At 64.3% G+C, this 22925-nt stretch carries 18 protein-coding genes; 11 read left to right on the top strand and 7 right to left on the bottom strand.

What is annotated here, in order from left to right:
* Positions 1-98: 98 nt before the first annotated feature.
* Entirely contained in the window at positions 99-902 is an 804-nt protein-coding gene (locus tag XH84_RS18855) for an ABC transporter ATP-binding protein (RefSeq protein WP_128922780.1), read from the bottom strand.
* 106 nt (positions 903-1008) lie between these two features.
* Between XH84_RS18855 and XH84_RS18860 the strand changes: the two genes are divergently transcribed.
* Positions 1009-2331 carry an ActS/PrrB/RegB family redox-sensitive histidine kinase gene (locus tag XH84_RS18860; RefSeq protein WP_128923011.1) on the top strand — a complete coding sequence of 441 codons (1323 nt, stop codon included), beginning with the start codon at positions 1009-1011 and terminating at the stop codon, positions 2329-2331.
* A gap of 194 nt (positions 2332-2525) precedes the next feature.
* A complete protein-coding gene (locus XH84_RS18865) occupies positions 2526-3080 on the top strand; it encodes an ActR/PrrA/RegA family redox response regulator transcription factor (RefSeq protein ID WP_008141807.1) in 555 nt (184 codons plus the stop codon).
* A gap of 158 nt (positions 3081-3238) precedes the next feature.
* Here the strand turns inward: XH84_RS18865 and XH84_RS18870 are convergent, their stop codons facing one another.
* Positions 3239-3727 (bottom strand): MmcB family DNA repair protein, encoded by a 489-nt coding sequence (locus tag XH84_RS18870; protein WP_128923010.1) that lies wholly within the window; start codon positions 3725-3727, stop codon positions 3239-3241.
* A gap of 308 nt (positions 3728-4035) precedes the next feature.
* On the opposite strand from XH84_RS18870, the gene XH84_RS18875 reads away from it, so the two are divergent.
* Positions 4036-5736, top strand: a complete 1701-nt coding sequence (locus XH84_RS18875) for an alpha-amylase family protein (protein ID WP_128922778.1) — start codon at positions 4036-4038, stop codon at positions 5734-5736.
* 70 nt (positions 5737-5806) lie between these two features.
* Here XH84_RS18875 and XH84_RS18880 read toward each other — a convergent pair whose 3' ends face one another.
* Positions 5807-7405, bottom strand: coding sequence for an alpha-amylase family glycosyl hydrolase (locus XH84_RS18880; protein WP_128922777.1), 1599 nt, complete (start codon positions 7403-7405; stop codon positions 5807-5809).
* Positions 7406-7567: 162 nt separating this feature from the next.
* On the opposite strand from XH84_RS18880, the gene XH84_RS18885 reads away from it, so the two are divergent.
* Entirely contained in the window at positions 7568-8236 is a 669-nt protein-coding gene (locus tag XH84_RS18885) for an MBL fold metallo-hydrolase (protein ID WP_128922776.1), read from the top strand.
* A 3-nt stretch (positions 8237-8239) separates the two neighbouring features.
* Here XH84_RS18885 and XH84_RS18890 read toward each other — a convergent pair whose 3' ends face one another.
* Positions 8240-8608 (bottom strand): winged helix-turn-helix transcriptional regulator, encoded by a 369-nt coding sequence (locus XH84_RS18890; protein WP_128922775.1) that lies wholly within the window; start codon positions 8606-8608, stop codon positions 8240-8242.
* Positions 8609-8747: 139 nt separating this feature from the next.
* On the opposite strand from XH84_RS18890, the gene XH84_RS18895 reads away from it, so the two are divergent.
* Positions 8748-9050, top strand: a complete 303-nt coding sequence (locus XH84_RS18895; RefSeq protein WP_245471765.1) for a hypothetical protein — start codon at positions 8748-8750, stop codon at positions 9048-9050.
* 150 nt (positions 9051-9200) lie between these two features.
* Here the strand turns inward: XH84_RS18895 and XH84_RS18900 are convergent, their stop codons facing one another.
* Together XH84_RS18900 and XH84_RS18905 are read right to left on the bottom strand one after the other, a co-directional pair.
* Entirely contained in the window at positions 9201-10382 is a 1182-nt protein-coding gene (locus XH84_RS18900) for an extracellular catalytic domain type 1 short-chain-length polyhydroxyalkanoate depolymerase (RefSeq protein WP_128922773.1), read from the bottom strand.
* Between the two features lie 146 nt (positions 10383-10528).
* Positions 10529-11935 (bottom strand): MFS transporter, encoded by a 1407-nt coding sequence (locus tag XH84_RS18905; RefSeq protein ID WP_128922772.1) that lies wholly within the window; start codon positions 11933-11935, stop codon positions 10529-10531.
* A gap of 497 nt (positions 11936-12432) precedes the next feature.
* Between XH84_RS18905 and XH84_RS18910 the strand changes: the two genes are divergently transcribed.
* Together XH84_RS18910 and XH84_RS18915 are read left to right on the top strand one after the other, a co-directional pair.
* Entirely contained in the window at positions 12433-13668 is a 1236-nt protein-coding gene (locus XH84_RS18910) for an LLM class flavin-dependent oxidoreductase (protein WP_128922771.1), read from the top strand.
* A gap of 262 nt (positions 13669-13930) precedes the next feature.
* A complete protein-coding gene (locus XH84_RS18915; protein WP_128922770.1) occupies positions 13931-15307 on the top strand; it encodes a cytochrome P450 in 1377 nt (458 codons plus the stop codon).
* A 150-nt stretch (positions 15308-15457) separates the two neighbouring features.
* On the opposite strand, the gene XH84_RS18920 is transcribed toward XH84_RS18915, so the two are convergent.
* Positions 15458-16297 carry an SDR family NAD(P)-dependent oxidoreductase gene (locus XH84_RS18920; protein WP_128922769.1) on the bottom strand — a complete coding sequence of 280 codons (840 nt, stop codon included), beginning with the start codon at positions 16295-16297 and terminating at the stop codon, positions 15458-15460.
* 194 nt (positions 16298-16491) lie between these two features.
* Between XH84_RS18920 and XH84_RS18925 the strand changes: the two genes are divergently transcribed.
* From XH84_RS18925 to XH84_RS18940, 4 genes are all read left to right on the top strand, one after another.
* The gene (locus XH84_RS18925) at positions 16492-17457 is read left to right on the top strand and encodes a sensor histidine kinase (protein WP_128922768.1); all 966 of its coding nucleotides are present in this window, start codon (positions 16492-16494) and stop codon (positions 17455-17457) included.
* Positions 17458-17845: 388 nt separating this feature from the next.
* The gene (locus tag XH84_RS18930) at positions 17846-19582 is read left to right on the top strand and encodes a putative bifunctional diguanylate cyclase/phosphodiesterase (RefSeq protein WP_164936702.1); all 1737 of its coding nucleotides are present in this window, start codon (positions 17846-17848) and stop codon (positions 19580-19582) included.
* A gap of 291 nt (positions 19583-19873) precedes the next feature.
* Positions 19874-21313: a sigma-54 interaction domain-containing protein gene (locus tag XH84_RS18935; RefSeq protein WP_128922766.1), complete on the top strand. Its 1440-nt coding sequence runs from the start codon at positions 19874-19876 to the stop codon at positions 21311-21313.
* A gap of 197 nt (positions 21314-21510) precedes the next feature.
* On the top strand, positions 21511-22821 hold the full coding sequence (locus XH84_RS18940) for an MFS transporter (RefSeq protein WP_128922765.1): 1311 nt from the start codon (positions 21511-21513) through the stop codon (positions 22819-22821).
* The last annotated feature ends 104 nt before the right edge of the window (positions 22822-22925 follow it).

Consider the following 22925-nt stretch of genomic DNA (forward strand, 5'->3'; position numbering starts at 1 on the left):
CACCGCATAGCCCGGATGAGCGAAGCGACATCCGGGTCTTTGCTCGCTGCGTTCCCGGGTATCGCTACGCTCACCCGGGCTACAATGACGGCCTCCTCTCACCTCACCGCCTCCTTCGCGCCGTTCACCCGGCCGCGCGCGACGTCGAGAAACACCTCCTCCAGCGTGGTGCGGTTGTAGCGCGCCATGATCGCCTCGGGCGTGTCGTCGTCCTCGATGCGGCCGCGCTTCATGATGATGACGCGGTCGCAGAGTCGCTCGACCTCGAGCATGTTGTGCGAAGCCAGAAGGATGGTGGCGCTGTTCTCCTTGCGATAGCGCTCCAGATGCGCCCGTACCCAGTCCGCGGTATCGGGGTCGAGCGAGGCGGTCGGCTCGTCCAGGAGCAAGAGCTCGGGCTGGTTGATCAGCGCTTTGGCAAGCGCGACGCGGGTCTTCTGCCCGGCGGACAGCTTGCCGTTGGCGCGATCGAGGAAGTCGGCGAGATCGAGATCGTCCGCGAGCTCTTTGATGCGACCGGCGAGGTTCTTCACCGCATAGAGCTTGCCGAACACGGTGAGGTTCTGTCGGACCGTGAGCCGCATCGGCATGTCGACATAGGGGCTCTCGAAATTCATCCGCCCCAGCACCGCCGCGCTGTCCTCGGGCATCCGATGTCCCAGCACCTGCACGCGGCCGGAGGTCGGCAGCACCAGGCCCATGATCATCGCGATGGTCGTGGTCTTGCCGGCACCGTTGCCGCCCAGAAGCCCGGTGATGCTGCCGCGCGGCAGCGAAAAGGAGATATCGTCGACGGCGCGGGTCTGCTTGTAGACCTTGACGAGGTGATCGACCGTGATCGCCGCGGGCGAGCTGCTCTCCGCGACAGTCGGCCGACTTGAAGCCTTGTCATTCTCGGTCATGCTGACCGTTCTTCTGCTATTGCGGCAGGGAGCGCAAGGCTTGTAATCCGGTGGTTCCGCGAGCCCAACGTTTGTGACCTTGGAAGGCACCGCCACATTGGCCGATATGACCGAAATTGCCGCCTCCAACTTCCGCCACGCGCAGCGGCATATCCGCCTGGACACGATTTTGCGGCTGCGCTGGCTGGCGGTGCTGGGCCAGCTCGCCGCGATCTTCATCGTGGCGCAGGGGCTGGAATTCAACGTCGAGATCGTCCCCTGCGTCAGCATCATCGCCTTGTCGGCGGCACTGAATCTGGCGCTCCAGACCGCGGCCAACCCGATGCGGCGGCTGGAGCCGATGCAGGCGGCCGGCCTGCTCGCGCTGAACATCGTGGAACTGGCCGGTCTGTTGTACTTCACCGGCGGCTTGCAGAACCCGTTCTCGTTCCTGTTCCTCGCGCCGGTGCTGATCTCGGCCACGGCCCTGCCGGCGCGCTTCACCTTCGGCCTCGGCCTGCTCGCGGTCGCCTGCGCCTCGGTGCTGTTCTTCTTCCACCTGCCGCTGCCCTGGGATTCCGACGATCCGCTGGTGCTGCCGCCGATCTATCTCGTCGGCGTCTGGCTCTCGATCGTGCTCGCGATCGGCGTCACCAGCCTCTACTCGTTCCAGGTGACCGAAGAAGCGCGCAAGCTCGCGGACGCCCTGGCGGCGACCGAGCTGGTGCTGACGCGCGAGCAGCATCTGACCCAGCTCGACGGCCTTGCCGCGGCCGCCGCGCACGAGCTCGGCACGCCGCTCGCCACGATCTTCCTGATCTCGCGCGAGCTGGAAAAGACGGTGAAGGACGCCAGTTTTGCCGCCGACCTGAAGACGCTGCGCGAGCAAACTCAGCGCTGTCGCGACATCCTGAGCAAGATCACCCAGCTCTCCTCCACCGGTGCGCCGTTCGACCGCATGAAGCTGTCGGAGCTGATCGAGGAGGTGGTGGCCCCGCACCGCGATTTCGGCGTCGAGATCAAGGTGCGCATTGCAGTGGCCATCGTCGCCGAGCCGGTCGGCTCGCGCAACCCGGCGATCCTGTACGGCGTCGGGAACATCGTCGAGAACGCGGTCGATTTCGCCCGCACCACCGTCGAGGTGAATGCGTGGTGGAACAAGGACATGATCGAGCTCGTGATCTCCGACGACGGCCCCGGCATTCCGCCCGACATCCTGAAGCGGATCGGTGAGCCCTATCTGTCGCGGCGGCGAACCATGGACGAGGGCGGCGGTGAACGACGCGGCCTCGGATTGGGCGTGTTCATCGCGCGCACGCTGCTGGAGCGCACCGGCGCCAAGGTCTCGTTTACCAATCGGACCTTTCCGGAATACGGGGCCGTGGTCCAGATCACTTGGCCGCGACAACGATTTGAGGCTATCGAGACCTTCGAAGAAACAATAGGATAGGGCATGATCCGGAAAAGTCTTCAGCGGTTTTCCGGCAGGATCATGCCGAAAACAAGAATCGCAAGCGCGATGACGATTCATCGCGCTTGAGGCCGCGACCTTGCGTCGCACAACAGGGCCGATCGACTATCGGCGGCCTTGGCACCGCCCGATTGCGAGGCCATATGTCAACGCGTTGGAGAGAGGACAAAACCTTGAACGCCATCGCCGAACTGAACGAACAGACCGACCGCTCGCTGCTCATCGTGGAGGACGACAAGCCGTTTCTGGAGCGGCTGTCGCGCGCCATGGAAACGCGCGGCTTCGCGGTGACGTCATGTGACACGGTCTCGGACGGTCTTGCGCAGATCGGCAAGGCGGCGCCCGCCTTCGCCGTGGTGGATCTGCGGCTCGGCGACGGCAATGGCCTCGACGTGGTCTCGGCGCTGAAGAAGAAGCGGCCGGATGCGCGCGCGATCGTGCTGACCGGTTATGGCAACATCGCCACCGCCGTCACCGCGGTGAAGATGGGCGCGATCGATTATCTCTCCAAGCCCGCGGATGCCGACGACGTCGTCGCGGCGCTATTGTCGACCAGCGCGGAGAAATCCGAGCTGCCGACCAACCCGATGTCGGCTGACCGCGTGCGCTGGGAGCACATCCAGCGCATTTACGAGATGTGCAACCGCAACGTCTCCGAGACGGCGCGCCGGCTCAACATGCACCGGCGCACGCTGCAGCGCATTCTGGCCAAGCGCGCGCCGCGGTAAGTTTCTGCCGCGCTCGTGCCCCGGACGCAGCGCAGCGTCTCTTCGACGATGCGCTGCAGAGCCGGGGCCCATACCTAAGTTCGCGCTGCCGCTTCCTGGGTCCCGGCTCTGCGCAGCAGCGTTTCACGCTGCAGCGCGTCCGGGACACGAGACTGCCGCTACTCCCAAAACTCCGCATGCCCCTGGGGATCGACCAAGCGGTTGATCCGAAGCGCCGCCGCCATTGCAAACCGCACCGTCATCTGCTTGCGCGTGGCGGCAGCAAGCTTGTGCTCGGGCGCCTCGCAATGCAGGTGCGCGCCGTAGGCGTCGGCGACGATCAGGCCGGTGTCTTCAGGAAAGATCTCGCACGGCAGGTCCTGCGTGAAGGCGAAGAACAGCCGGTCGCAATGAGCGCGGTATTCGTGCCATTTCTGGTCGGCACGCAGATCCTCCACCGACGATTTGATCTCGACGATCCAGATCTCCCCGCGTTCGTTCAGCGCCACCAGATCGGCGCGCCGGCCCGAGGGTAGCGGCAATTCGCTGATGCAGGAAAAGCCGAGCGATCTTAAGAGGCGCGATGTGCCGCGCGCGATCGCGAGCGCCGTCTCGGATTGGCGGCGGTCGGGCGGCGGAACGAGGCTGATGCGGGCAGTGTTATCCATTGGCCGGAGGATAGCCGATTCCGTTCGGGGCGGACACTGTTCGATGGGGGCGAGCTGCAGCCTCAATCTCCACTGTCGTCCCGGACAAGCGTCAGCGCAGATCCGGGACCCATAGCCACAGGAGGCAGTTGTGGCACGAGCTGGCAACTCCAAGTCGGCGCAAAACGGCTCCCTGTGATTATAGGTCCCGGATCGGGGCGCGCTTGTCCGGGACGACACCGTGGATGCGGGAGCGCGGAACCTCCCCTTCCCCACGCACTTATCACGCAGCCGCCGTACCTCGGCGGAACCACCGAGGCGGCGCGCGCATGATCGACGATCTCTGGTACAAGAACGGCGTGATCTACTGCCTGTCCGTCGGCTCCTATATGGACGCCAACGGCGACGGCGTCGGCGATTTCAAGGGCCTGCTCCGCCGGCTCGACTATCTGCACGGCCTCGGCATCACCACGATCTGGTTGATGCCGTTCCAGACCTCGCCGGGCCGCGACGATGGCTACGACATCGCCGATTATTACAGCGTCGATCCCCGCTACGGCACGCTCGGCGATTTCGTCGAGTTCGCCCATGGCTGCAAGCAGCGCGGCATCCGCATCATCATCGACCTCGTCGTCAATCACACCTCCGACCAGCATCACTGGTTCAAGGAGGCGCGGCGCGACAAGGCCTCGCCCTATCGCGACTGGTATGTGTGGTCCGACACAAAGCCGGCCGGCGCCAACAAGGGCATGGTGTTTCCCGGCGTGCAGAAATCGACCTGGACGCGCGACAAGGAAGCGGGAGCCTATTACTTCCACCGCTTCTACGATTTCCAGCCCGATCTCAACACCTCGAACCCGCATGTTCAGGCCGAGATCCTCAAGATCATGGGCTTCTGGATCCAGCTCGGCGTCTGCGGTTTCCGCATGGACGCGGTGCCCTTTATCATCGCGACCAAGGGCGCCAAGGTGAAGAACCCGGTCGAGCAATACGACATGCTGCGCGCGTTCCGCGAATTCCTGCAATGGCGGCAGGGCGACGCCATCATCCTCGCCGAGGCCAACGTGCTGCCGAAAACGGACATGGAGTACTTTGGCCGCGACGCCGACCGCATGCACATGATGTTCAACTTCCACGTCAACCAGCATCTGTTCTATGCGCTGGCCTCCGCCGATTCGCGCCCGCTGGCGAAAGCGCTGAAGGCGACCAAGCCGCGCCCCGCCACGGCGCAATGGGGCCTGTTCCTGCGCAATCACGACGAACTCGATCTGGGACGCCTGACCAAGGCGCAGCGCGACACAGTGTTCAAAAGCTTTGGCCCCGACAAGGACATGCAGCTCTACGACCGCGGCATCCGCCGCCGGCTCGCGCCGATGCTGGGCGGGGACCGCCGGCGGCTCGAGCTCGCCTACAGCCTGATGTGCACGCTGCCGGGAACGCCGGTGATCCGCTACGGCGACGAGATCGCGATGGGTGATGATCTGTCGCTGCCCGAGCGCAATTGCGCGCGCACGCCGATGCAATGGTCGACCGAGCCGCACGGCGGCTTCACCAAGAGCGACAGGCCGGCCTGCCCGGTGATCGACAAGGGACCGTACGGCTATCCGCACGTCAACGTCGCCAAACAGCGGCGCGACCCCAATTCCATGCTGAACTGGACCGAGCGCATTGTCCGCATGCGGAAGGAAGTGCCGGAGGTCGGCTGGGGCGATTTCGTCATCCTTCCGGTGCGCGATCCCGCCGTGTTCATCATGCGCTACGACTGGCGCAATAATTCGGTGCTGTTCGTGCACAATCTCGACGAAAAGCCGCGCGAGATCGCGTTCTCGGTCGGGCTACCGGGCGAGGCCGGCGCGCACCTGATCAATCTGCTCGCCGAGGACCACAGCCACGCCGACAAGCGCGGCCAGCACCGCGTCGTGCTGGAGCCCTACGGCTATCGCTGGTACCGCGTCGGCGGGCTGGATTATCTGTTGAAGCGGAGCGATATCGACGGCGATACGGCGCGGGGAAAGAAGCATCCGGGGTAGATGTATCGACGCCCACCGCTGTCGTCCCGGCCAAGCGCGCCTCGAGCGCGCGCAGATCCGGGACGCCATCTTACGGTGGCGCGACTACCACGCCCTCATTGCCACGCAGATCCAGCACGCCTTCGATCTGCTCGCCCTCGCGATCCAGGAATGTCGACAGCAAGATCCTGCTGCCGAAAGGCACTGCGCTCGTCGTCACGGTGACCGGGTCCGCGCCGAGATTGAGCGCCACGATCACCGCCCGGCCCCCGGCCTCGCGGCGATAGATAAGGAGATCGCCTTGCGCGGCGATCGGATGATATTCGCCGGCGATCAGCGGCGGACAGCTCTTGCGAAAGCCGATCAGGCGTTTGTAGAGACTGAGGATCGAGTGCGCATCGGCATCGAGATTGACGACATTGTCGCGCACATAATGCTCCGGCAGCGGCAGCCATGGCCGCACGGCGGAGAAGCCTGCGAATTCGGTCGCATCCCATTGCATCGGCGTGCGGCAGCCGTCGCGACCTACTCCGATGCCGGGCACGTTCTTCTCGAAGGGATCGCGGACATCCTCGGGCGCAATGGCCACCTGGTGCATGCCGATTTCGTCGCCGTAATAGAGCGTCGGCGTGCCGCGCAGCGTCAGCAGCAGCATGGCGGCGACGCGGGCCTGCTCCGTCCCGACGCGGCTGGCAACCCGCGGACGATCGTGATTGCCGAGCACCCAGTTCGGCCAGGCGCCGCGCGGCAGCGCCTTCTCGTAATCCTCGATGATCTTCTCGATCGAGCGCGCGCTCCAGAACGTCGAGAGCAGCGCGAAGTTGAACGGCATCTGCGCGCCGGTGAGGTCGTTGCCGTAATAGGCCATGAGACGGTTCAGCGGCAGATAGATCTCGCCGATCAGAACGCGCGCGCGATACGCATCGGTGACGCGGCGCATTTCGGCGATGACGTCATGCACCTCCGGCTGGTCGGTGGAATATTGCGTCAAGATTCTTTCGTTCGGCGGCCGGCCCTCGACGTAATGCGGATTGGGCGGATTGTCGCGGAATTCGGCGTCCTTGACGAGGTGCCAGATCACGTCGACGCGAAAGCCGTCGACGCCCTTCTCCAGCCAGAACCGCATCACGTCGTAAATGGCGTTGCGGACATCCGGATTGCGCCAGTTCAGGTCCGGCTGCTGGGCGAGGAAGGCGTGGTAATAATATTGACCCGTGGTCTCGTCGAACTGCCACGCGCTGCCGCCGAACTCGGACAGCCAATTGTTCGGCACGCCTCCGTCATGCGCGGGATCGCGCCAGATGTACCAGTCGCGCTTGGGATTGTCGCGCGAGGCGCGGCTTTCGACGAACCAGGGATGCTGGTCGGAGGTGTGGTTGGGCACGAGATCGAGGATCAACTTCAGGCCGTTGTCATGGACAGCCGCGATCAGCGCATCGAAATCTTCCATCGTGCCGAACAGCGGCTCGATGCCGGTATAGTCGGAGATGTCGTAGCCGAAATCGGCCATCGGCGACGGGAAGATCGGCGACAGCCAGATCGCATCGACACCGAGCGATTTCACATAAGGCAGCCGCCGCAAGATGCCGGCGAGATCGCCGACGCCGTCACCGTTCGAATCCTGAAACGAGCGCGGGTAGATCTGATAGAAGATGCCGTCGCGCCACCAATTTTCGTTGCTTTGAGCCATGCGGGGAGACCACCCAAAATCTGCATCTTGCGCGGGAGAACGCGACAACACCGTTCCGGTTCAGATTGGCAGGCCAATTGGGACAGCCGTGTGACTATTGTTCCCGGGAGCCGTGACGAATCTTTTGCTTGGCGGCCTGGCAAAAATCGGCATTCTGGCGCCATGACCGAGCAAAATGACACCAAAGCCAAGGCCGGCGCGATCATCGTCCCCGTGACGCTGTTCGAGCAGAACTGCACCATCATCTGGGACGAGCCCTCCAAGAAGGCCGTGGCGATCGATCCCGGCGGGGACGTGCCGAAGATCCTGGACGCGATCAAGCAGACCGGGGTCACCGTCGAGAAGATTTGGCTGACCCACGGCCATATCGACCATGTCGGCGGCGCAGCAGATTTGCGCGATGCGCTGAAAGTGCCGATCGAGGGGCCGCATGAAGCGGACAAATTCCTGCTCGACAACGTGGTCGAAAGCGGCGCGCGCTTCGGCATGACGGGGGTGCGCAACTTTGCGCCCGACCGCTGGCTCAACGAGGGCGACACCGTGTCGATCGGCGACCTCGCGTTCGACATTTTCCACTGCCCCGGCCACTCGCCGGGCAGCGTGGTGTTCTTCAACAAGGAGCTGCGCTTTGCCCATGTCGGCGACGTCCTGTTCGCGGGCTCGGTCGGACGCACCGATTTGCCCGGCGGCAGTCACGCCACGCTGATCAACTCGATCAAGACTAAACTACTGCCGCTCGGCGACGACGTCGGCTTCATCTGCGGCCACGGCGCAGGCTCGAGCATCGGCCAGGAGCGGATGACCAATCCGTTCATCACCGGCGAGATGTGAGATTTATTCTGCCGCGTCCGCGAGCGCGGCCGTCTCGCTGAGGTGACGTTCGCCCCATTCACGGATTGCCGCGACGACGGGCACGAAGCTCTTGCCTTTGCGGGTGAGGCGATACTCGACCTTCGGCGGCACCTCGCCGAAGTCCTTGCGGTCGATCAGGCCGCTCGCCGTGAGCGCCTTCAGTTCGCGGCTGAGCACGCGCGGCGTGATCTCCGCGCTGCCGTTGGCACCGCGCAGAAGGCCGCTTCGGATCTCGCCATAGCGGCGCGGGCCGTCCTTGAGGTCCCAAACGATGCGCAGCTTGTACTTGCCGCTGATCATCTTCTGAAAGGCCGCAACCGGACAGCTGCGCGCCGGATTCGCCTTTGCCATGTCGTCTGCTCCACGCGCAATCAGCCTGCGGCAGGATAAGAGCAACGAAGAAAAAGTCCATACTATCAATTTTGTCCATACTTGCGGCAGCGCCCACAAGGCGCAGATGATGACGCACAAGTCGAACAGGGAGCGTCACATGAAGCACTTCATGATCAAATACGAATTCAAGGACGGCGCCACAGAGGCCTGGCACCAGGAGATCGGCCGCTTCATCAAGGCGATCGACAGCGATCCGGAGCTGAAAGGGCGGATCGGCTATCGCGTCCTGAAGAATCGCGACGACGGCCACTACTTCCATCTCGCCAGCGTCGCCGACGAGGATGCGCAGAAGACGCTGCAATCGCGCGACTTCTTCAAGGCCTATTCGGCGATGACACGACAAGTCTCCGGCGGCGAGGTGACGGCAACGCCGATCGAATGGATCGGCCAGACGGCGTAGCCGCAAACTCAGCTGTCGTCCCTGCGAACGCAGGGACCCATAACCACAGGGAGCGGTGAGTATGGGAACTCGGTGTTCGGTACTTCTACCGGCGCCGATCGATAGATTCCGCGGTATGGGTCCCTGCGTTCGCGGGGACGACGGCGGTGGTTACTTCATCAATCCCGCGGCGGTCAGCGCCCGCGTGATGATCTGGCCGAGATCGAAGCTACGGGCCTGCTCGCGCTTCGGCTCGGCCGGCTGTTCGGCGACCGACGCGCGGATCGAGCGGGCGAGATGCGGCGCGGGCGAGAGCACCGGCTTTGCTACAGGCTTCGCTGCCGGCTTGGCTTCCGCCTTTGCAGCGTCTGCGATCCAGTCGGTGAGGCCGAAGAACTTTGCGATGTGGTAGGACGAGGAGATCCCGGCCTCGATCAGGAAGGAGCCTTCGACGCCATAGCGCTGATCGTTATCGGCAAGGCCAAGCGGCGTGCCATGCGCCATGTCGGTGATGGCGTAGGATTCCACCAACGTCTCGCCGTCCTTGCCCCACCAGGCCTGGCGCGGATAGCCGTCAACGATGGTCTCCGCCATCGGCGCTTCCGGCAAATCGTGCAGATCGAGCCACTGCTTGACGATCTCGTTGGCATTGCCGGGATTGACGGTGCGGTCGGCACTGCCGTGCCACACCGACATTTTCGGCCAGGCACCGCGATGATCTGAGGCGTTACGCACGAGATCGCCGAGCTCGCGCGCCGGACGCGCCGGGGAATGAAACATGCCGTCGAGCGCCTCGCGCAGGTTGGTGGCGATGCCATAGGGTAGTCCCGCAATGACCGCGCCGGCCGCGAAGACTTCCGGATAGGTCGCGAGCATGACCGAGGTCATGCCGCCACCGGCGGACAGGCCGGTGATGAAGACGCGCCCGGGATCGATGCGGTGTGCCCGGATCATATGTGCGATCATCTCGCGGATCGAGTACGCCTCGCCGCTGCCTCGCGCCGTGTCTTCCGGGTTGAACCAGTTGAAGCAGGTGTTGCCGTTGTTGATGCGCTGCTGCTCGGGCATCAACAGCGCGAAGCCATAGTGCTGAGCCAGCGTCGACCAGCCGGCGCCGAGATCATAGGCTGCTGCTGTCTGCCCGCAGCCGTGCAGCACGACGACCAGCGCGCGCGGCTTCTGCAACTGCGCCGGCACGAATGCGAACATGCGTAAGCCACCGGGATTGCCGCCGAAGCCGGTAACCTCCTGCAACGGACTTGACACATCCGCGCCGCGCCCAAGCCCGGCAAAGCGCAGACCGTCCAGCCTGGGCAGACGTCTCAACAGATCAACATTTTTGGCAAGCGACACGGCAACTTCCTGGTGGGCGACGTTCAACGTTCAGCCAAACCAGATAGTTGCTGCGTTGCAAAATAAAAAGACCGTGCGCTGTCAATTCAGCGGAAATCACGGGAAATCTCGCGGGAATCACGCGTATTAACCGCACTGCCTCGACTTCATGCAGATGCGCGGCGCAGCCACGACAGAAATGTGACGCAGATCAGGATTAATGTCACAAACAGTCCGAGCGAGACCAGAAATCCTGCGCGCGTTGATTGCAAGGCTTCGACCGCGAAGTACACCGCGCCGATTGCGGCCACTCCGGCCGCATTTCCGATCTGCGCAATGGTGCCGTAGACGCCGGAGGCCGAGCCTGCGGCGACGGGCTTCACCGTCGAGAGCACCGCGCCGGAGAGCGGCGCCATCACCAATCCCTGGCCGTAACCGAAGATGATCATGGTGAACGCGAGCAGGATTGGCGTCGGCGCATCGACAAACCCTGCGACAAGCGCGAGCGCGGCGAGGCCAACGATCTGGATCGCGCAGCCTTCGATCAACACCCTGCTGCCGCGATGTCGCGCCCGCGCACCGCTGTGGCGCGACGCCACGACGAAGGCCAGCGCGAGCGGTAGGAAGGCCATGCCGGCCGTGAGCGGCGGGATCTTCAGGCCGCGCTGCATCAACAGCGTCATGACGAGGTAGAAAGAGAGATTGGCAAGGAAGAAGAAGAGGGCGGCAACCAGCCCGCGCAGGAACGCGGCGTCCGCCAGCAGCGTGAGATCGATCAGCGGCATGCCGCCGGCGCGCGCGACCGCATGCTCCAGCTTCAGGAAGGCGGCCAGAATGCCGCCACCGACCGCCATCACGGCCCACAGCCAGGGCGCCCAGCCGACATCGTGACCGAACAGCAGCGGGCCGATCAGGCACAGCAGCCCCGCGAACAGAACCACGCTGCCTTTGATGTCGAGCCTTGTTCCTGATTGCCGCGGCACCGACGGCATGATGCGCCAGGCGACAAAAGCAATGACGAGGCCGGCGGGAACGTTGACGAAGAACACCGAACGCCAGCCAGTGCCGGCAAGATCGACCGTGATCAAGAGGCCGCCGAGCAGGAAGCCGGCCGCGCCGGCCAGCCCGAGCACGATGCCGTAGATGGCGAAGGCGCGGCTGCGCTGGCCGTCCGTGAACAACAGATGCAGCGTTGCCAGCACCTGAGGCACCATCAGCGCCGCGGTCGCGCCCTGCGCCAACCGGGCGATGATCAGCTCCGCGCCTGACAGCGCGAGGCCGCACCACAGCGACGTCAGGGTGAAGCCAAGCACACCGGCCAGGAACACGTTCCTGGTGCCGTGGATGTCGCCGAGACGGCCGCCGGTGACGACCAGCGTGGCGTAGGCGATCAGATAGATCGCGATCACGGATTCGATCTGTGCCGGCGTCGCCTTCAGCTCCACCGCGATGGTGGGAATGGCGACGTTCACGATAAAGGCATCGACGCCGAACATGAACTGCGCGGCCACGACGGTCGCCAATATCCACCAACGCCGGGTCGAATCGATTGGCTTTGTGACGATTTGATGCATCGGTGCAGGTCCTTGGGCTCGCGGCCGATGATCTCAAACCACATGCAGCACCGCGATTACCTCAGAGGTAAGGTTCGTGCGCTCCTCGCCTCCCCTCGTTTGCGGGGAGAGGCCGGAATTCAAACGGAGTTTGAATTCCGGGTGAGGGGAATCTCCGCGAGTTGGATGTCGCTGGAACAACGCACTCTCAACACATCATTGCGAGCGTAGCGAAGCAATCCAGAATTCCTGCGCGGAAGAACTCTGGATTGCTTCGCTGCGCTCGCAATGACGGCGCGGGGCATTTCGGAAGTCCAACTGACACCGTCCCCGCGGAGACTCCCCTCACCCCGACCCTACTCGGGCGAGCAAGCTCGTCCCGGCCCCAAGCGGGGAGAGGGAGGAAAACACGCATGCCTGCATTCCGTAACACGGGACACCGCGCAATTGCGTTCGCCCCGTCCGGCACGTAGCCTTGCAGCTCCAACAAACAGAAAATCAAAGCCGGAGAAAACGTCATGGCACGCCTGAAGTTCGGAGCCTTCCTTGCCCCGCATCACCCGATCGGGGAGCATCCGATGCTCCAGTTCCGGCGCGACCTCGACCTGGTCGAGCAGCTCGACGCGCTCGGTTATGACGAGTTCTGGTGCGGCGAGCACCATTCATCCGGCTGGGAGATGATCGCCTCGCCGGAGATGTTCCTGGCCGCGGCCGGCGAGCGCACCAAGCGGATCAAGCTCGGCACCGGCGTGGTGTCTCTGCCCTATCATCATCCCTACAACGTCGCCCAGCGCATGGTGCAGCTCGACCACATGACCGGCGGCCGCGCCATCTTCGGCTCCGGCCCCGGCGCCCTTGCCTCGGACGCACATACGCTCGGCATCGACCCGATGACGCAGCGCGACCGCCAGGACGAAGCCATCGGCATCATCCGCCGGCTGTTCAACGGCGAGCGCGTCACCGCCAAGAGCGACTGGTTCACCATGAACGACGCCGCGCTGCAGATCCTCCCCTTGCAAGAGGAGATGCCGTTCGTCGTGGCCTCGCAGATCTCGCCCTCCGGCATGACGCTCGCCGGCAAATACGGCATCGGCATCATCTCGCTGGGATCGATGACGACGCAGGGCCTGATGTCGCTGCAGCAGCAATGGCAGTTCGCGGAGGACGCCGCGAAAAAGCACGGCACGAAGGTCGACCGTGCCGACTGGCGCGTGCTCCTGACCTTCCACATCGCCGAGACCCGGGAGCAGGCGCGCAAGGAAGCCGGCGCCGGGCTGATGCGCTGGCACAACGAATATAATGTCGGCACGCTGCAGCGGCCGGGCCTTACCGCCTTCTCCTCGCCCGACGAGGCCGTGGACAAGACCGCTTTCGTCGAGGGCGCAGCCTCCACCATCGGCACGCCCGACGATCTCGTCAAAACCATCAAGAACGTGATGCAGGTCTCCGGCGGGGTCGGCGCCATCATCGGTTTCGTGCACGACTGGGCCAATCCGGAAGCGACGCGCCGGAGCTGGGACATGGTGGCCCGCTACGTCGTGCCGGAGATCAACGGCTATATCGATGGCCTGCGCAGATCGCAAAAATTCGTGATCGAGAACCGCGCGATCTTCGAGCGCGCGGGCCAGGCGGTGATGGCCAAGATCATGGAGAACGAGAAGGCCGCCGAGGCGCTCAAGGTGACCGGCCCCGGCCGCGTCGCCATTCCCGCCGTCAACGCCCCGGATCTGCAGAAGGAGGCGGCGAAACGGTAGATCGCACTGCACTCGTCGTCCCGGGGCGCGTGCAGCGCGAACTATGATGCGCAATTGCGCATCTGAGGACCCATAACTACAGGATGCAGTTTTACGAAGACTCGGAGTTGCCGGCTTCGCGCCATAACCTCTTCCTGTGGGTATGGGTCCCCGCCTGCACGAGGACGACGATGTCGTCTGTGGTCATTTGCGCCAGCAACCGTCGCATCACCGTGCCCGGACTGTGCTACGCTGGCGGAGCCTGCCAACCGGAGCAACCGTCATGTCGATGCAGAACGTGGTCGCAACGGCGCCCGACTACACCGCGCCCAAACGCAACGCCCTGACGCACATTCCCGGCGATGAAGGCTGGCCGATCATCGGCAAGACCCTCCAGGTGCTGGCCGATCCCAAAGGCCATATCGAGGCGAACGGCGCCAAATACGGCCCGATCTACCGCACTCATATTTTCGGCGAGACCAATGTCGTGCTGCTCGGGCCGGAGGCCAACGAGCTCGTGTTGTTCGACCAGCAGAAGCTGTTCTCCTCGACCCACGGCTGGAACAGAGTGCTCGGCCTGTTGTTTCCGCGCGGATTGATGCTGCTCGATTTCGACGAGCACCGGCTGCACCGCAAGACGCTGTCGGTCGCATTCAAGTCCGGGCCGATGAAATCCTATCTCGCCGATCTCGACCGCGGCATCGCCGCGCGGGTCGCGCAGTGGAGGTCCAAGCCGGGGGAAATGCAGCTTTACCCGGCGATGAAGCAGCTCACACTCGATCTCGCCGCGGCCTCGTTCCTCGGCGCCGACATCGGGCCGGAGGTCGACGAGATCAACCGCGCCTTCGTCGACATGGTCGCGGCTGCCGTCGCCCCGATCCGCCGCCCGCTGCCCGGCACCCAGATGGCGCGTGGCGTCAGGGGGCGCAAGCGCATCGTCGCTTATTTCCGCGAGCAGATCCCGCTGCGCCGCGGCAATCACGGCGGCGACGATCTGTTCTCGCAGCTGTGCCGCGCCACCCACGAGGACGGCGCACTGTTGTCCGAGCAGGACATCATCGACCATATGAGCTTCCTGATGATGGCGGCGCACGACACGCTGACCTCGTCGCTGACGTCCTTCATCGGCGAGCTTGCCGCCAATCCGGACTGGCAGGACCGGCTGCGCGCGGAAGTTCTCGCGCTCGGGCTTGCGCCGGGCGCGCCGAGCAGCTTCGACGATCTCGAAAAGATGCCGCTGGCGGAGATGGCGTTCAAGGAGGCGCTGCGGATCAAGCCGCCGGTACCCTCGATGCCGCGCCGCGCCATGCGCGATTTCACCTTCAAGGGTTTTACGATTCCCGCCGGCACCGCGGTCGGCGTCAATCCGCTCTATACCCATCACATGAAGGATATCTGGCCGGAGCCGGACCGCTTCGATCCCATGCGCTTCACCGAGGAGGCCCAGCGCGGCCGCCACCGCTTCGCCTTCGTCCCGTTCGGCGGGGGCGCGCATATGTGCCTCGGCCTGCACTTCGCCTACATGCAGGCGAAATGCTTCGCGCGGCACTTCCTGCAGAACATCGAGGTGTCGCTGGAGGAGGGCTACAAGCCGGACTGGCAGATGTGGCCGATCCCGAAGCCGCGGGACGGGTTGCGAGTGAGGGTGAAGGCGGTGTAGCGCCGCGCTCGTAGGGTGGGTTAGCTCGCGGCCGCGCGAAGCGCGGTCCGCTAGCGTAGCCCACCACTTCTGTCGCCGCGGACACCAAAGAGGTGGATTACGCCTTCGGCTAATCCACCCTACGGCACTACGGCACCGGCCCCGGAGCTGCTACGCCCCCTGATCGAACGCCTTGCGCAAGGCCACATAGCCCTGCTGCTGCTGGCTCCAGTTGCGGCCGCCGGTCATGGCGCCGTCGACGACGAGATCGTGGCCGTTGATGAAGCTGGATTCGTCGCTGGCCAGGAACAGTGCGGCCTGGGCGATGTCGTCGGGAAGGCCCGCCCGCGGGATCGGCTGCGCGGTCTTGTAGACCTCGCGCATCACCGCCGGCGTCTTCTCCGCGGCGTCGGTCGACAGCCCGAGCGCCTTGCCGAAGATGCCGGTCGCGATCGCGCCAGGCGAGATCGAATTGACGCGCACATTGGACTCGCCGAGCTCCATCGCCACGCATTTGGTGAGGTGAATCACCGCCGCCTTGGCCGCGCTATAGACCATCGAGGACGAGAAGCCGGCGAGGCGACCGGCGATGCTGCCATTGTTGATGATGCTGCCGCTCCCCTGCTGCTTCATGACGGGCGCGGCGTGCTTCATGCCGAGTATGACGCTGCGCACCAGCGTCGCCATCGCCGCATCGAAGCGCTCGACCTCGAGGCCCTCGATGCCGCCGGTCTGCGCCGGGCCGCCCGCATTGTTGAACAGGCAGTCGATCCGGCCGAACTTGTCCACGGCGAGCGCGATCAGGGCCTGCATCTGCGCTTCGACCGTCACGTCGGTCTGGCGGAAGATACAATTAGCCCCGAGCCGCTTCGCCAGCGCCTCGCCTTCCGGTACGCGCCGGCCCGCGATCACAATTTTGGCACCTTCGGCAACGAAGACTTCCGCAGTGCGCAATCCGATCCCGCTCGTCGCTCCCGTAATCACCGCAACCTTGCCGTCCAGCCTGCCCATGGAATGTTCCTGTTTTCGAACCACTCGACGCCGAATGGCGGACACCGGTCGATGACGGCGCCGCGTCAGTCGGCGCCGCGACGGTCACTATTCCTGCCGGCTCCCGACAACGCAAGCTTTGCTTGCGCTGCCGGCATGCGTAACATTCCCGGTGACCGCTCGATTTTCGGACGCATATCGCAACCGGGCTGCACATGAGGAAGTTGATCGACGAATTCCGAAGGGGTTGGCAGGGCGTGGCACCGCCATCGCTCGGTCTGAGCCTCGCGTTTGCGGTCGTCTGCCTGATCGTTGCGACGTTGGCGCGCTGGGGTCTCGCGCATGTGCGACCCGATGTCTACTTCACGCCGTATTTCCCGGCCGTGTTCTTTGCCGCCGCGTTCGGGGGCTTCCGTATCGGCGTGATCACGGCGCTCGTCGGGGGCGTGCTCGGCGTCGTCGTGAATTTCAGCGATGCCTTGGCCGATCACGCGCGGTTTGCCTTGCTGGCGCTTTACTGGGCCGTGAGCGCGCTGACCATCTGGGGGGTCGAGCACTATCGCACCCTGCTGGTGGAGCAGCGCCGGATCTCCAGGCGCCTGATCGAGGAAGAGGACTATCGCAAGCTGCTGGTCGACGAGCTGCAGCACCGGCTGAAGAACAAGCTGTCGACTGTGCATGCCGTGCTGCATCAGGTGCTGCATGACCAGCCAGAGGTCTGGGCCCGGGTCGATCCGCGACTGCGATCGCTGGCCGCAACCGACGATTTGATCTCGCGGATCGATAAAGGCGGCTGCGATATACGGGATCTCCTGATCTCGGAGCTTGGCCCCTACGGCCATGTCCGCTTCACCCTCAATGGCGAGCGACTGTTCCTGCCGCCGAAGCTCGCGGTCACGCTGTCCTTGATGTTTCACGAGCTCGCCACCAACGCGGGCAAGTACGGTGCTTTCTCCTCACCGCGCGGCCTGTTGCAGGTGTCGTGGACCGTCAGCGACGACCGTCTGACCATCACCTGGGACGAAACCGAGGGGCCGAGCGTGGACCAGGTGTCCGAGCCCGGCTTCGGCACCAAGCTGCTGAAATCGGCACTGTCGGCCTTCGATGGCAGGACCGAGATCACTTACCTGAAGACCGGGCTGCATTGCATCATGCAGTGCCGGATCCCGCGAAGCGAATAAACGTCGCGACGTGAAAGGTGTGCTCCCTCCCCTGGAGGGTCGCTTGCGGGGGAGGGTTGGGGAGAGGGTATCTCCGCAATCAAGAACCCCCAAGAGAAAGAGCCCTCACCCGCGCCTCTGGCGCGACCTGGTGCACCGCCCTTGCGGCCAACCGATTCAACCTAAGCAAGCCTTTCGCTAGACTCGAAACAAACGAAAGAGAAGCCTGAACGCTACCCGCGCTGTTGACGCTCTGTTAATGACGATCGTCAGCGCGCGCCGCTTTGTCCCAGGTTTCCTCCAAAACAGCCCCGTATTTCTCCGGACCCCTTAACCAAACTTAAGAGGGAACCGCGCAAGATCGCGTCTATTGCAAAAGCGCGCTGAAACAACAAGATTCATGACGTCTATGAACGACAACGAATATTCCGGCGCGACTGAAGCCGAGCTCGGTTTTCTCAAGGAAATCGTTAGAATGCTGCCGGCCGGCCTGACCGTGCAGGATGCGCATGGCGAGCTTCTGCTGGTCAACGATGCCGCCGCCGCGCAGCTCGGCTTGGACGGCAGCCGTCCCTCGCTTGATCCGTCATCGCGCCGCGAAGCCTGTCGCCGGGCCCTGAGCGCCGGCCAGCCTGTCGTCACCGAAGAGGCGCTTCACGATGGCGCCGTGCGCCAGGTGCTGCTCACGACCCATCGTCCGGTTCGCCTCGCCGGGCGCGAGCTCCTGATCTCGGCGTCCTCCGACATCACCGAGCAAAAGAATTTCGAGGATCAGCTGTTCCGCTCGGCCTATTTCGACGAGTTGACCGGACTGCCCTCGCGGCGCGTGATCGAACACCGCGCCAACACCCTGCTTGCGGAGAACAGCGGTGGCGAGCGTTTCGCGCTGGCCTTCCTCGACGTCGACAATTTCAAGCACATCAACGACTATTACGGCCACGCCGTTGGCGATGCGCTGCTGGTCGAATTATCGAAGCGGCTCGGACGCGACTTACGCGATTCCGACATGCTGTCGCGCATCTCCGGGGACGAATTCCTGCTCCTGCTGTCGCCGATTCAGAGCCTGGAGGAGGTCGCCGAATTCATGCAGTCGACGCTGGAGCGGCTGACGGCGCCATTCTTCATCGACAATTCGGAAGTCTTCGCCTCCACCTCCGTCGGCGTCAGCCTTCATCCCGATCACGGCCGCAGCTTCGAGACGCTGCGCCAGAACGCCGACATCGCGATGTACCGCGTCAAGAACGACGGCAAGGGATCGGCGGCCTTCTTCGACTCCAGCATGGAGCGCGAGGCATTGGCGCGGATGAAGATCGAGCAATCGCTGCGGCTCGCCATCCTGGAAAAGCGCTTCTGCTGCGCTTTCCAATCCAAGGTCGACATCCGCACCCAGGCCGTGAAGGGCATCGAGGCCCTGGTGCGCCTGCGCGACGACGAAGGCGTGATCCAGGCGCCCGGCTCGTTCATCAATCTGGCCGGCGAGCTCGGCCTGATCGACGAGCTGACTCACCTCGTGCTCGCCGAGATCGTCAAATCGATCGACCCGATCAACGCGACGTTCGGCACTGACGCGACCATCAGCATCAACGTCGCCGCCAAGCAGGCCGGCAATCCCGAATTCATGCGCAGCTTTGCGCGGGCGCTGGACGCGACCGGCTTTCCCCAGCGCTTCATGATCGAGGTGACGGAAGATGCCTTCGTCGCCAAAAATCACTTCCAGGCCGAGATCCTGCCGATGTTCCGCAAGCTCGGCGTCGGCATCTCGATCGACGATTTCGGCACCGGCTATTCCTCGCTCTCGGCGCTGGCCGACATCACCGCGGACGAGATCAAGATCGACCGCTCCTTCATCACCGACATCCATAAGCGCCCGCGCAGCCAGGGCATCCTTCGCGCGATCGAATCCTTGAGCGAAGCGCTCGGCATGACCGTGATCGCCGAAGGCCTCGAATCCTTCGAGGAGCTCGCCTATCTCCAGGCCGCGACCAAGATCCGCTACGCGCAGGGCTATTACTTCTCCCGTCCGATCTTCCTGGAGGAGCTGAAGCTCGCAACCCCGCTCTCCAGCGAGGCGCGGGCGAGCGTCGCGAGCCGCCCACACCAGCAGAACCGCCAGGGCTATTCGCGCGCGAGCGGGTATCGGCGGTAGGGACGCTCCTTGACGATGCGCTGAGCGCTGATCGTTCTCCGTCATCCTGAGGTGCGAAGCCCGCGATGCGAACGCATCGTGGGCCGAGCCTCGAAGGATGAACGGCCGAGCTGCCAGCCGGGCCGTCGCCCTTCGAGGGCCGCTGAAGAAGCGGCCACCTCCAGCGACAATGGCTTCGCCATTGCGCGGGGGTGACGGGGGATAGACTTGCGATCGGCTCAGAGACCCATTTCCCCCTTTGAAATTGCTGCCCTTTTGCTAATACACGGGCGGACCTCCCCGAGGCATGTCATGTCCGCTTCCTCCTCGATCAGCGACCCCTCCTATCTCCGTGCGCGCGCGATGGAGACGTTGTTCGAACGGCTGGAAAAGCTCTGCGAGGGCGCCATCGCGATCGACCGCGGCGGGCGGGTCGTCTACGTCAACGAAAAATATCTCGCGGCGCTCGGCCTCAAGCGGACCAGCGAGGCGATCGGCCGGCCGATCGAGGAGGTCATTCCGAACAGCCTGATGCGCAAGGTGGTCGAGACCGGCGAGCCGATCCTGCTCGACATCATGGAGCTCGGCGGCGAGCAGCTCGTCGTCACGCGCATGCCGATCGAGGACGAGAACGGGACGGTGATCGGCGCGATCGGCTTCGTGCTCTATGACCATCTCGAAAGCCTGAAGCCGCTGCTCGCCCGCGTCGCCCAGCTCGAGAGCGATTTGCGCCTGGCGCGGCGGCAATTGTCGAACGCGCGTGCGGCGCGCTTCACCTTCGCCGACTTCGTCGGCACCACGCCTGCTATCGCGCAGGCCAAGGCGCTCGCAAGCCGCGCCGCGCGGCAGAGCGTCACGGTGCTCCTCACCGGCGAGACCGGAACGGGCAAGGAGATGCTGGCGCAGGCGATCCACAATGCTTCCACGCGTGCGGAGAAGCCGTTCGTCAGCGTCAATGTCGCCGCGATTCCCGACACGCTGATCGAGTCGGAATTCTTCGGCACCGCGCCGGGCGCCTATACCGGAGCCGACCGCAGGGGACGCGAGGGCAAGTTCCGCATCGCGGACGGTGGCACGCTGTTCCTCGACGAGATCGGCGAGATGCCGCTGCAATTGCAGGCCAAGCTGCTGCGCGTGCTGCAGGAGCGCGAGATTGAGCCGCTCGGCTCGGACAAGATATCCAAGGTCGACGTGCGCGTGGTCGCCGCCACCAATGTCGACTTGCGCAAGCGCGTCAGCGACGGCGCGTTTCGGCCCGATCTCTATTATCGGCTGAACGTGCTCTCGATCGAGCTGCCGCCGCTGCGCCAATGCCTGGACGATCTTCCAGACATCTGCGCCCGGTTGCTCGAGGACATCAGCGCATCCGGCGACTACGTCAAGGCGAAGATCACGCCGAGCGCGCTCGCCGCGCTCGCGCGCTACGACTGGCCGGGCAACGTCCGCGAGCTCCGCAACATCCTGGAGCGGGCGTTGATCCTCAGCGATTCCGGCCGGCTGACCGGCGAGGACGTCGCGCGCATCCTTTCCGTCGGCACCGAGGTCAGGCCTGCGGCATCCGAGCGCCCGGCCGGCATCGTCGTGCCTTATGCCGAGGCCGAGGCGGAGTTCGAGAAGCACACGCTCGAACAGGCGCTCGCCGCCAGCAACGGCCAGATCACCGAGGCCGCCAGGTTGCTGCGGATCTCGCGCGCGACCTTCTACAAGAAGCTCGCCAAGTTCGGTCTTGCCGCGGGACCGGCCTCCGTCTGAGTTTCGAGACACGGACCTGTCCGGAGTCTCGGATTCCGGACAGGGCGCCGCGCCCCTCTTTCGGCCGGTCACGGCGGAAATTGCCGTGTTTTCCGCCAGTTTGCGCAAACCGTCCGCATCTGGCGCGGACCTTGCTCTTCGCTCTGCACAATGACGCATGCTGCACATGCGCATTCTTAAACCAGGGAGGACGCAAGATGAGTGAAGCGATCTCGGTCCATCAGCTTCAGGCGAAACAGCCCTCGCACGTCACGGTCGCCACCGCGAGCCTGATCGGCACGGCCATCGAGTGGTACGACTTCTTCCTCTACGGCACCGCCGCCGCGCTGATCTTCAACAAGCTGTTCTTTCCGACCTTCGACCCCATGATGGGAACGCTGCTGGCGTTCGCGACCTACGCGCTCGGCTTCATCGCGCGCCCGCTCGGCGGAATCGTGTTCGGCCATTACGGCGACAAGATCGGCCGCAAGACCATGCTCTATCTGACGCTGCTGATCATGGGCGCCGCGACCGCCGCCATCGGCTTCCTGCCGACCTACGAGTCCGCGGGCATCTGGGCCGCGGTCCTGCTGGTCGCCTGCCGGCTGATCCAGGGCTTCGGCCTCGGTGGCGAATGGGGCGGCGCGGTGCTGATGGCGGTCGAGCATGCGCCCGCGGACAAAAAGGGTTTTTACGGCAGCTGGCCGCAGCTCGGCGCACCGCTCGGCCTCGTGCTCGGGACCTTGGTGTTCTCGGTGGTCTCAGCAATGCTGACCGACGCGCAGCTCTATGCCTGGGGCTGGCGCATCCCGTTCCTGTTCTCCGTCGCGCTGGTGCTGGTCGGCCTCTGGATCCGCTTCACCATCGCGGAATCGCCGGAGTTCCAGAAGGTCAAGGACACCAAGCAGGAGGTGAAGATGCCGATCCTCGAGGCGATCCGCATGTACCCGAAGAACATCCTGCTGGCGATGGGCGCGCGCTTTGCCGAGAACGGCTTCTTCTACATCTACGCGACCTTCGTGCTCGCTTACGCCACGCAATCGCTCGGCATGAACAAGCAGGACATGCTCAACGGCGTGCTGATTGGCGCGGCGATCGAGACCTTCACCATCCCGGCGTTCGGTGCGCTGTCCGACCGGCTCGGGCGGCGGCCGATCTACATCTTCGGCGCGGTGTTCTCGGCACTGATGTCGTTCCCGCTGTTCATGCTGCTCGCGACCAGGAACCCGCAGGCGGCCTGGATCGCCATCGTGCTGGGTCTCGCCGTCGGTCACGCCGCGATGTACGGACCGCAGGCGAGCTTCCTGTCGGAGCTGTTCGGCACCAAGGTGCGCTATAGCGGCGTCTCGCTCGGCTACAATCTCGCCTCGATCTTCGCCGGCGCGCTGTCGCCGCTGATCGCGACGGGATTGATGACGGCTTATGCGCCGGCAACCTGGCCGATCTCGCTTTACATGATCGCGCTCGCGCTGATCACCGTGGTGTCGGTCTATTTCGCCACCGAAACACGCAAGATAGTTCAGGGCTGAATGGCCCGATCGTGTCGGCCGTCGCGAGGAGCAAGCTGTTCCACAGCTGTTCCTCGCGATAGGATCAAGCAACAACGGCATACGGTCGAAGGGATCGGGAGGAC

Source organism: Bradyrhizobium nanningense (genome assembly GCF_004114535.1).
GTDB lineage: Bacteria > Pseudomonadota > Alphaproteobacteria > Rhizobiales > Xanthobacteraceae > Bradyrhizobium > Bradyrhizobium nanningense.

Excerpts from the sequence above, each read along its gene's own strand:
- XH84_RS18855 (WP_128922780.1), bottom strand. The coding sequence starts at position 902 with ATGACCGAGAATGACAAGGCTTCAAGTCGGCCGACTGTCGCGGAGAGC.
- XH84_RS18860 (WP_128923011.1), top strand. The coding sequence starts at position 1,009 with ATGACCGAAATTGCCGCCTCCAACTTCCGCCACGCGCAGCGGCATATC.
- XH84_RS18870 (WP_128923010.1), bottom strand. The coding sequence starts at position 3,727 with ATGGATAACACTGCCCGCATCAGCCTCGTTCCGCCGCCCGACCGCCGC.
- XH84_RS18875 (WP_128922778.1), top strand. The coding sequence starts at position 4,036 with ATGATCGACGATCTCTGGTACAAGAACGGCGTGATCTACTGCCTGTCC.
- XH84_RS18880 (WP_128922777.1), bottom strand. The coding sequence starts at position 7,405 with ATGGCTCAAAGCAACGAAAATTGGTGGCGCGACGGCATCTTCTATCAG.
- XH84_RS18885 (WP_128922776.1), top strand. The coding sequence starts at position 7,568 with ATGACCGAGCAAAATGACACCAAAGCCAAGGCCGGCGCGATCATCGTC.
- XH84_RS18890 (WP_128922775.1), bottom strand. The coding sequence starts at position 8,608 with ATGGCAAAGGCGAATCCGGCGCGCAGCTGTCCGGTTGCGGCCTTTCAG.
- XH84_RS18895 (WP_245471765.1), top strand. The coding sequence starts at position 8,748 with ATGAAGCACTTCATGATCAAATACGAATTCAAGGACGGCGCCACAGAG.
- XH84_RS18905 (WP_128922772.1), bottom strand. The coding sequence starts at position 11,935 with ATGCATCAAATCGTCACAAAGCCAATCGATTCGACCCGGCGTTGGTGG.
- XH84_RS18910 (WP_128922771.1), top strand. The coding sequence starts at position 12,433 with ATGGCACGCCTGAAGTTCGGAGCCTTCCTTGCCCCGCATCACCCGATC.
- XH84_RS18915 (WP_128922770.1), top strand. The coding sequence starts at position 13,931 with ATGTCGATGCAGAACGTGGTCGCAACGGCGCCCGACTACACCGCGCCC.
- XH84_RS18920 (WP_128922769.1), bottom strand. The coding sequence starts at position 16,297 with ATGGGCAGGCTGGACGGCAAGGTTGCGGTGATTACGGGAGCGACGAGC.
- XH84_RS18925 (WP_128922768.1), top strand. The coding sequence starts at position 16,492 with ATGAGGAAGTTGATCGACGAATTCCGAAGGGGTTGGCAGGGCGTGGCA.
- XH84_RS18930 (WP_164936702.1), top strand. The coding sequence starts at position 17,846 with ATGAACGACAACGAATATTCCGGCGCGACTGAAGCCGAGCTCGGTTTT.
- XH84_RS18935 (WP_128922766.1), top strand. The coding sequence starts at position 19,874 with ATGTCCGCTTCCTCCTCGATCAGCGACCCCTCCTATCTCCGTGCGCGC.
- XH84_RS18940 (WP_128922765.1), top strand. The coding sequence starts at position 21,511 with ATGAGTGAAGCGATCTCGGTCCATCAGCTTCAGGCGAAACAGCCCTCG.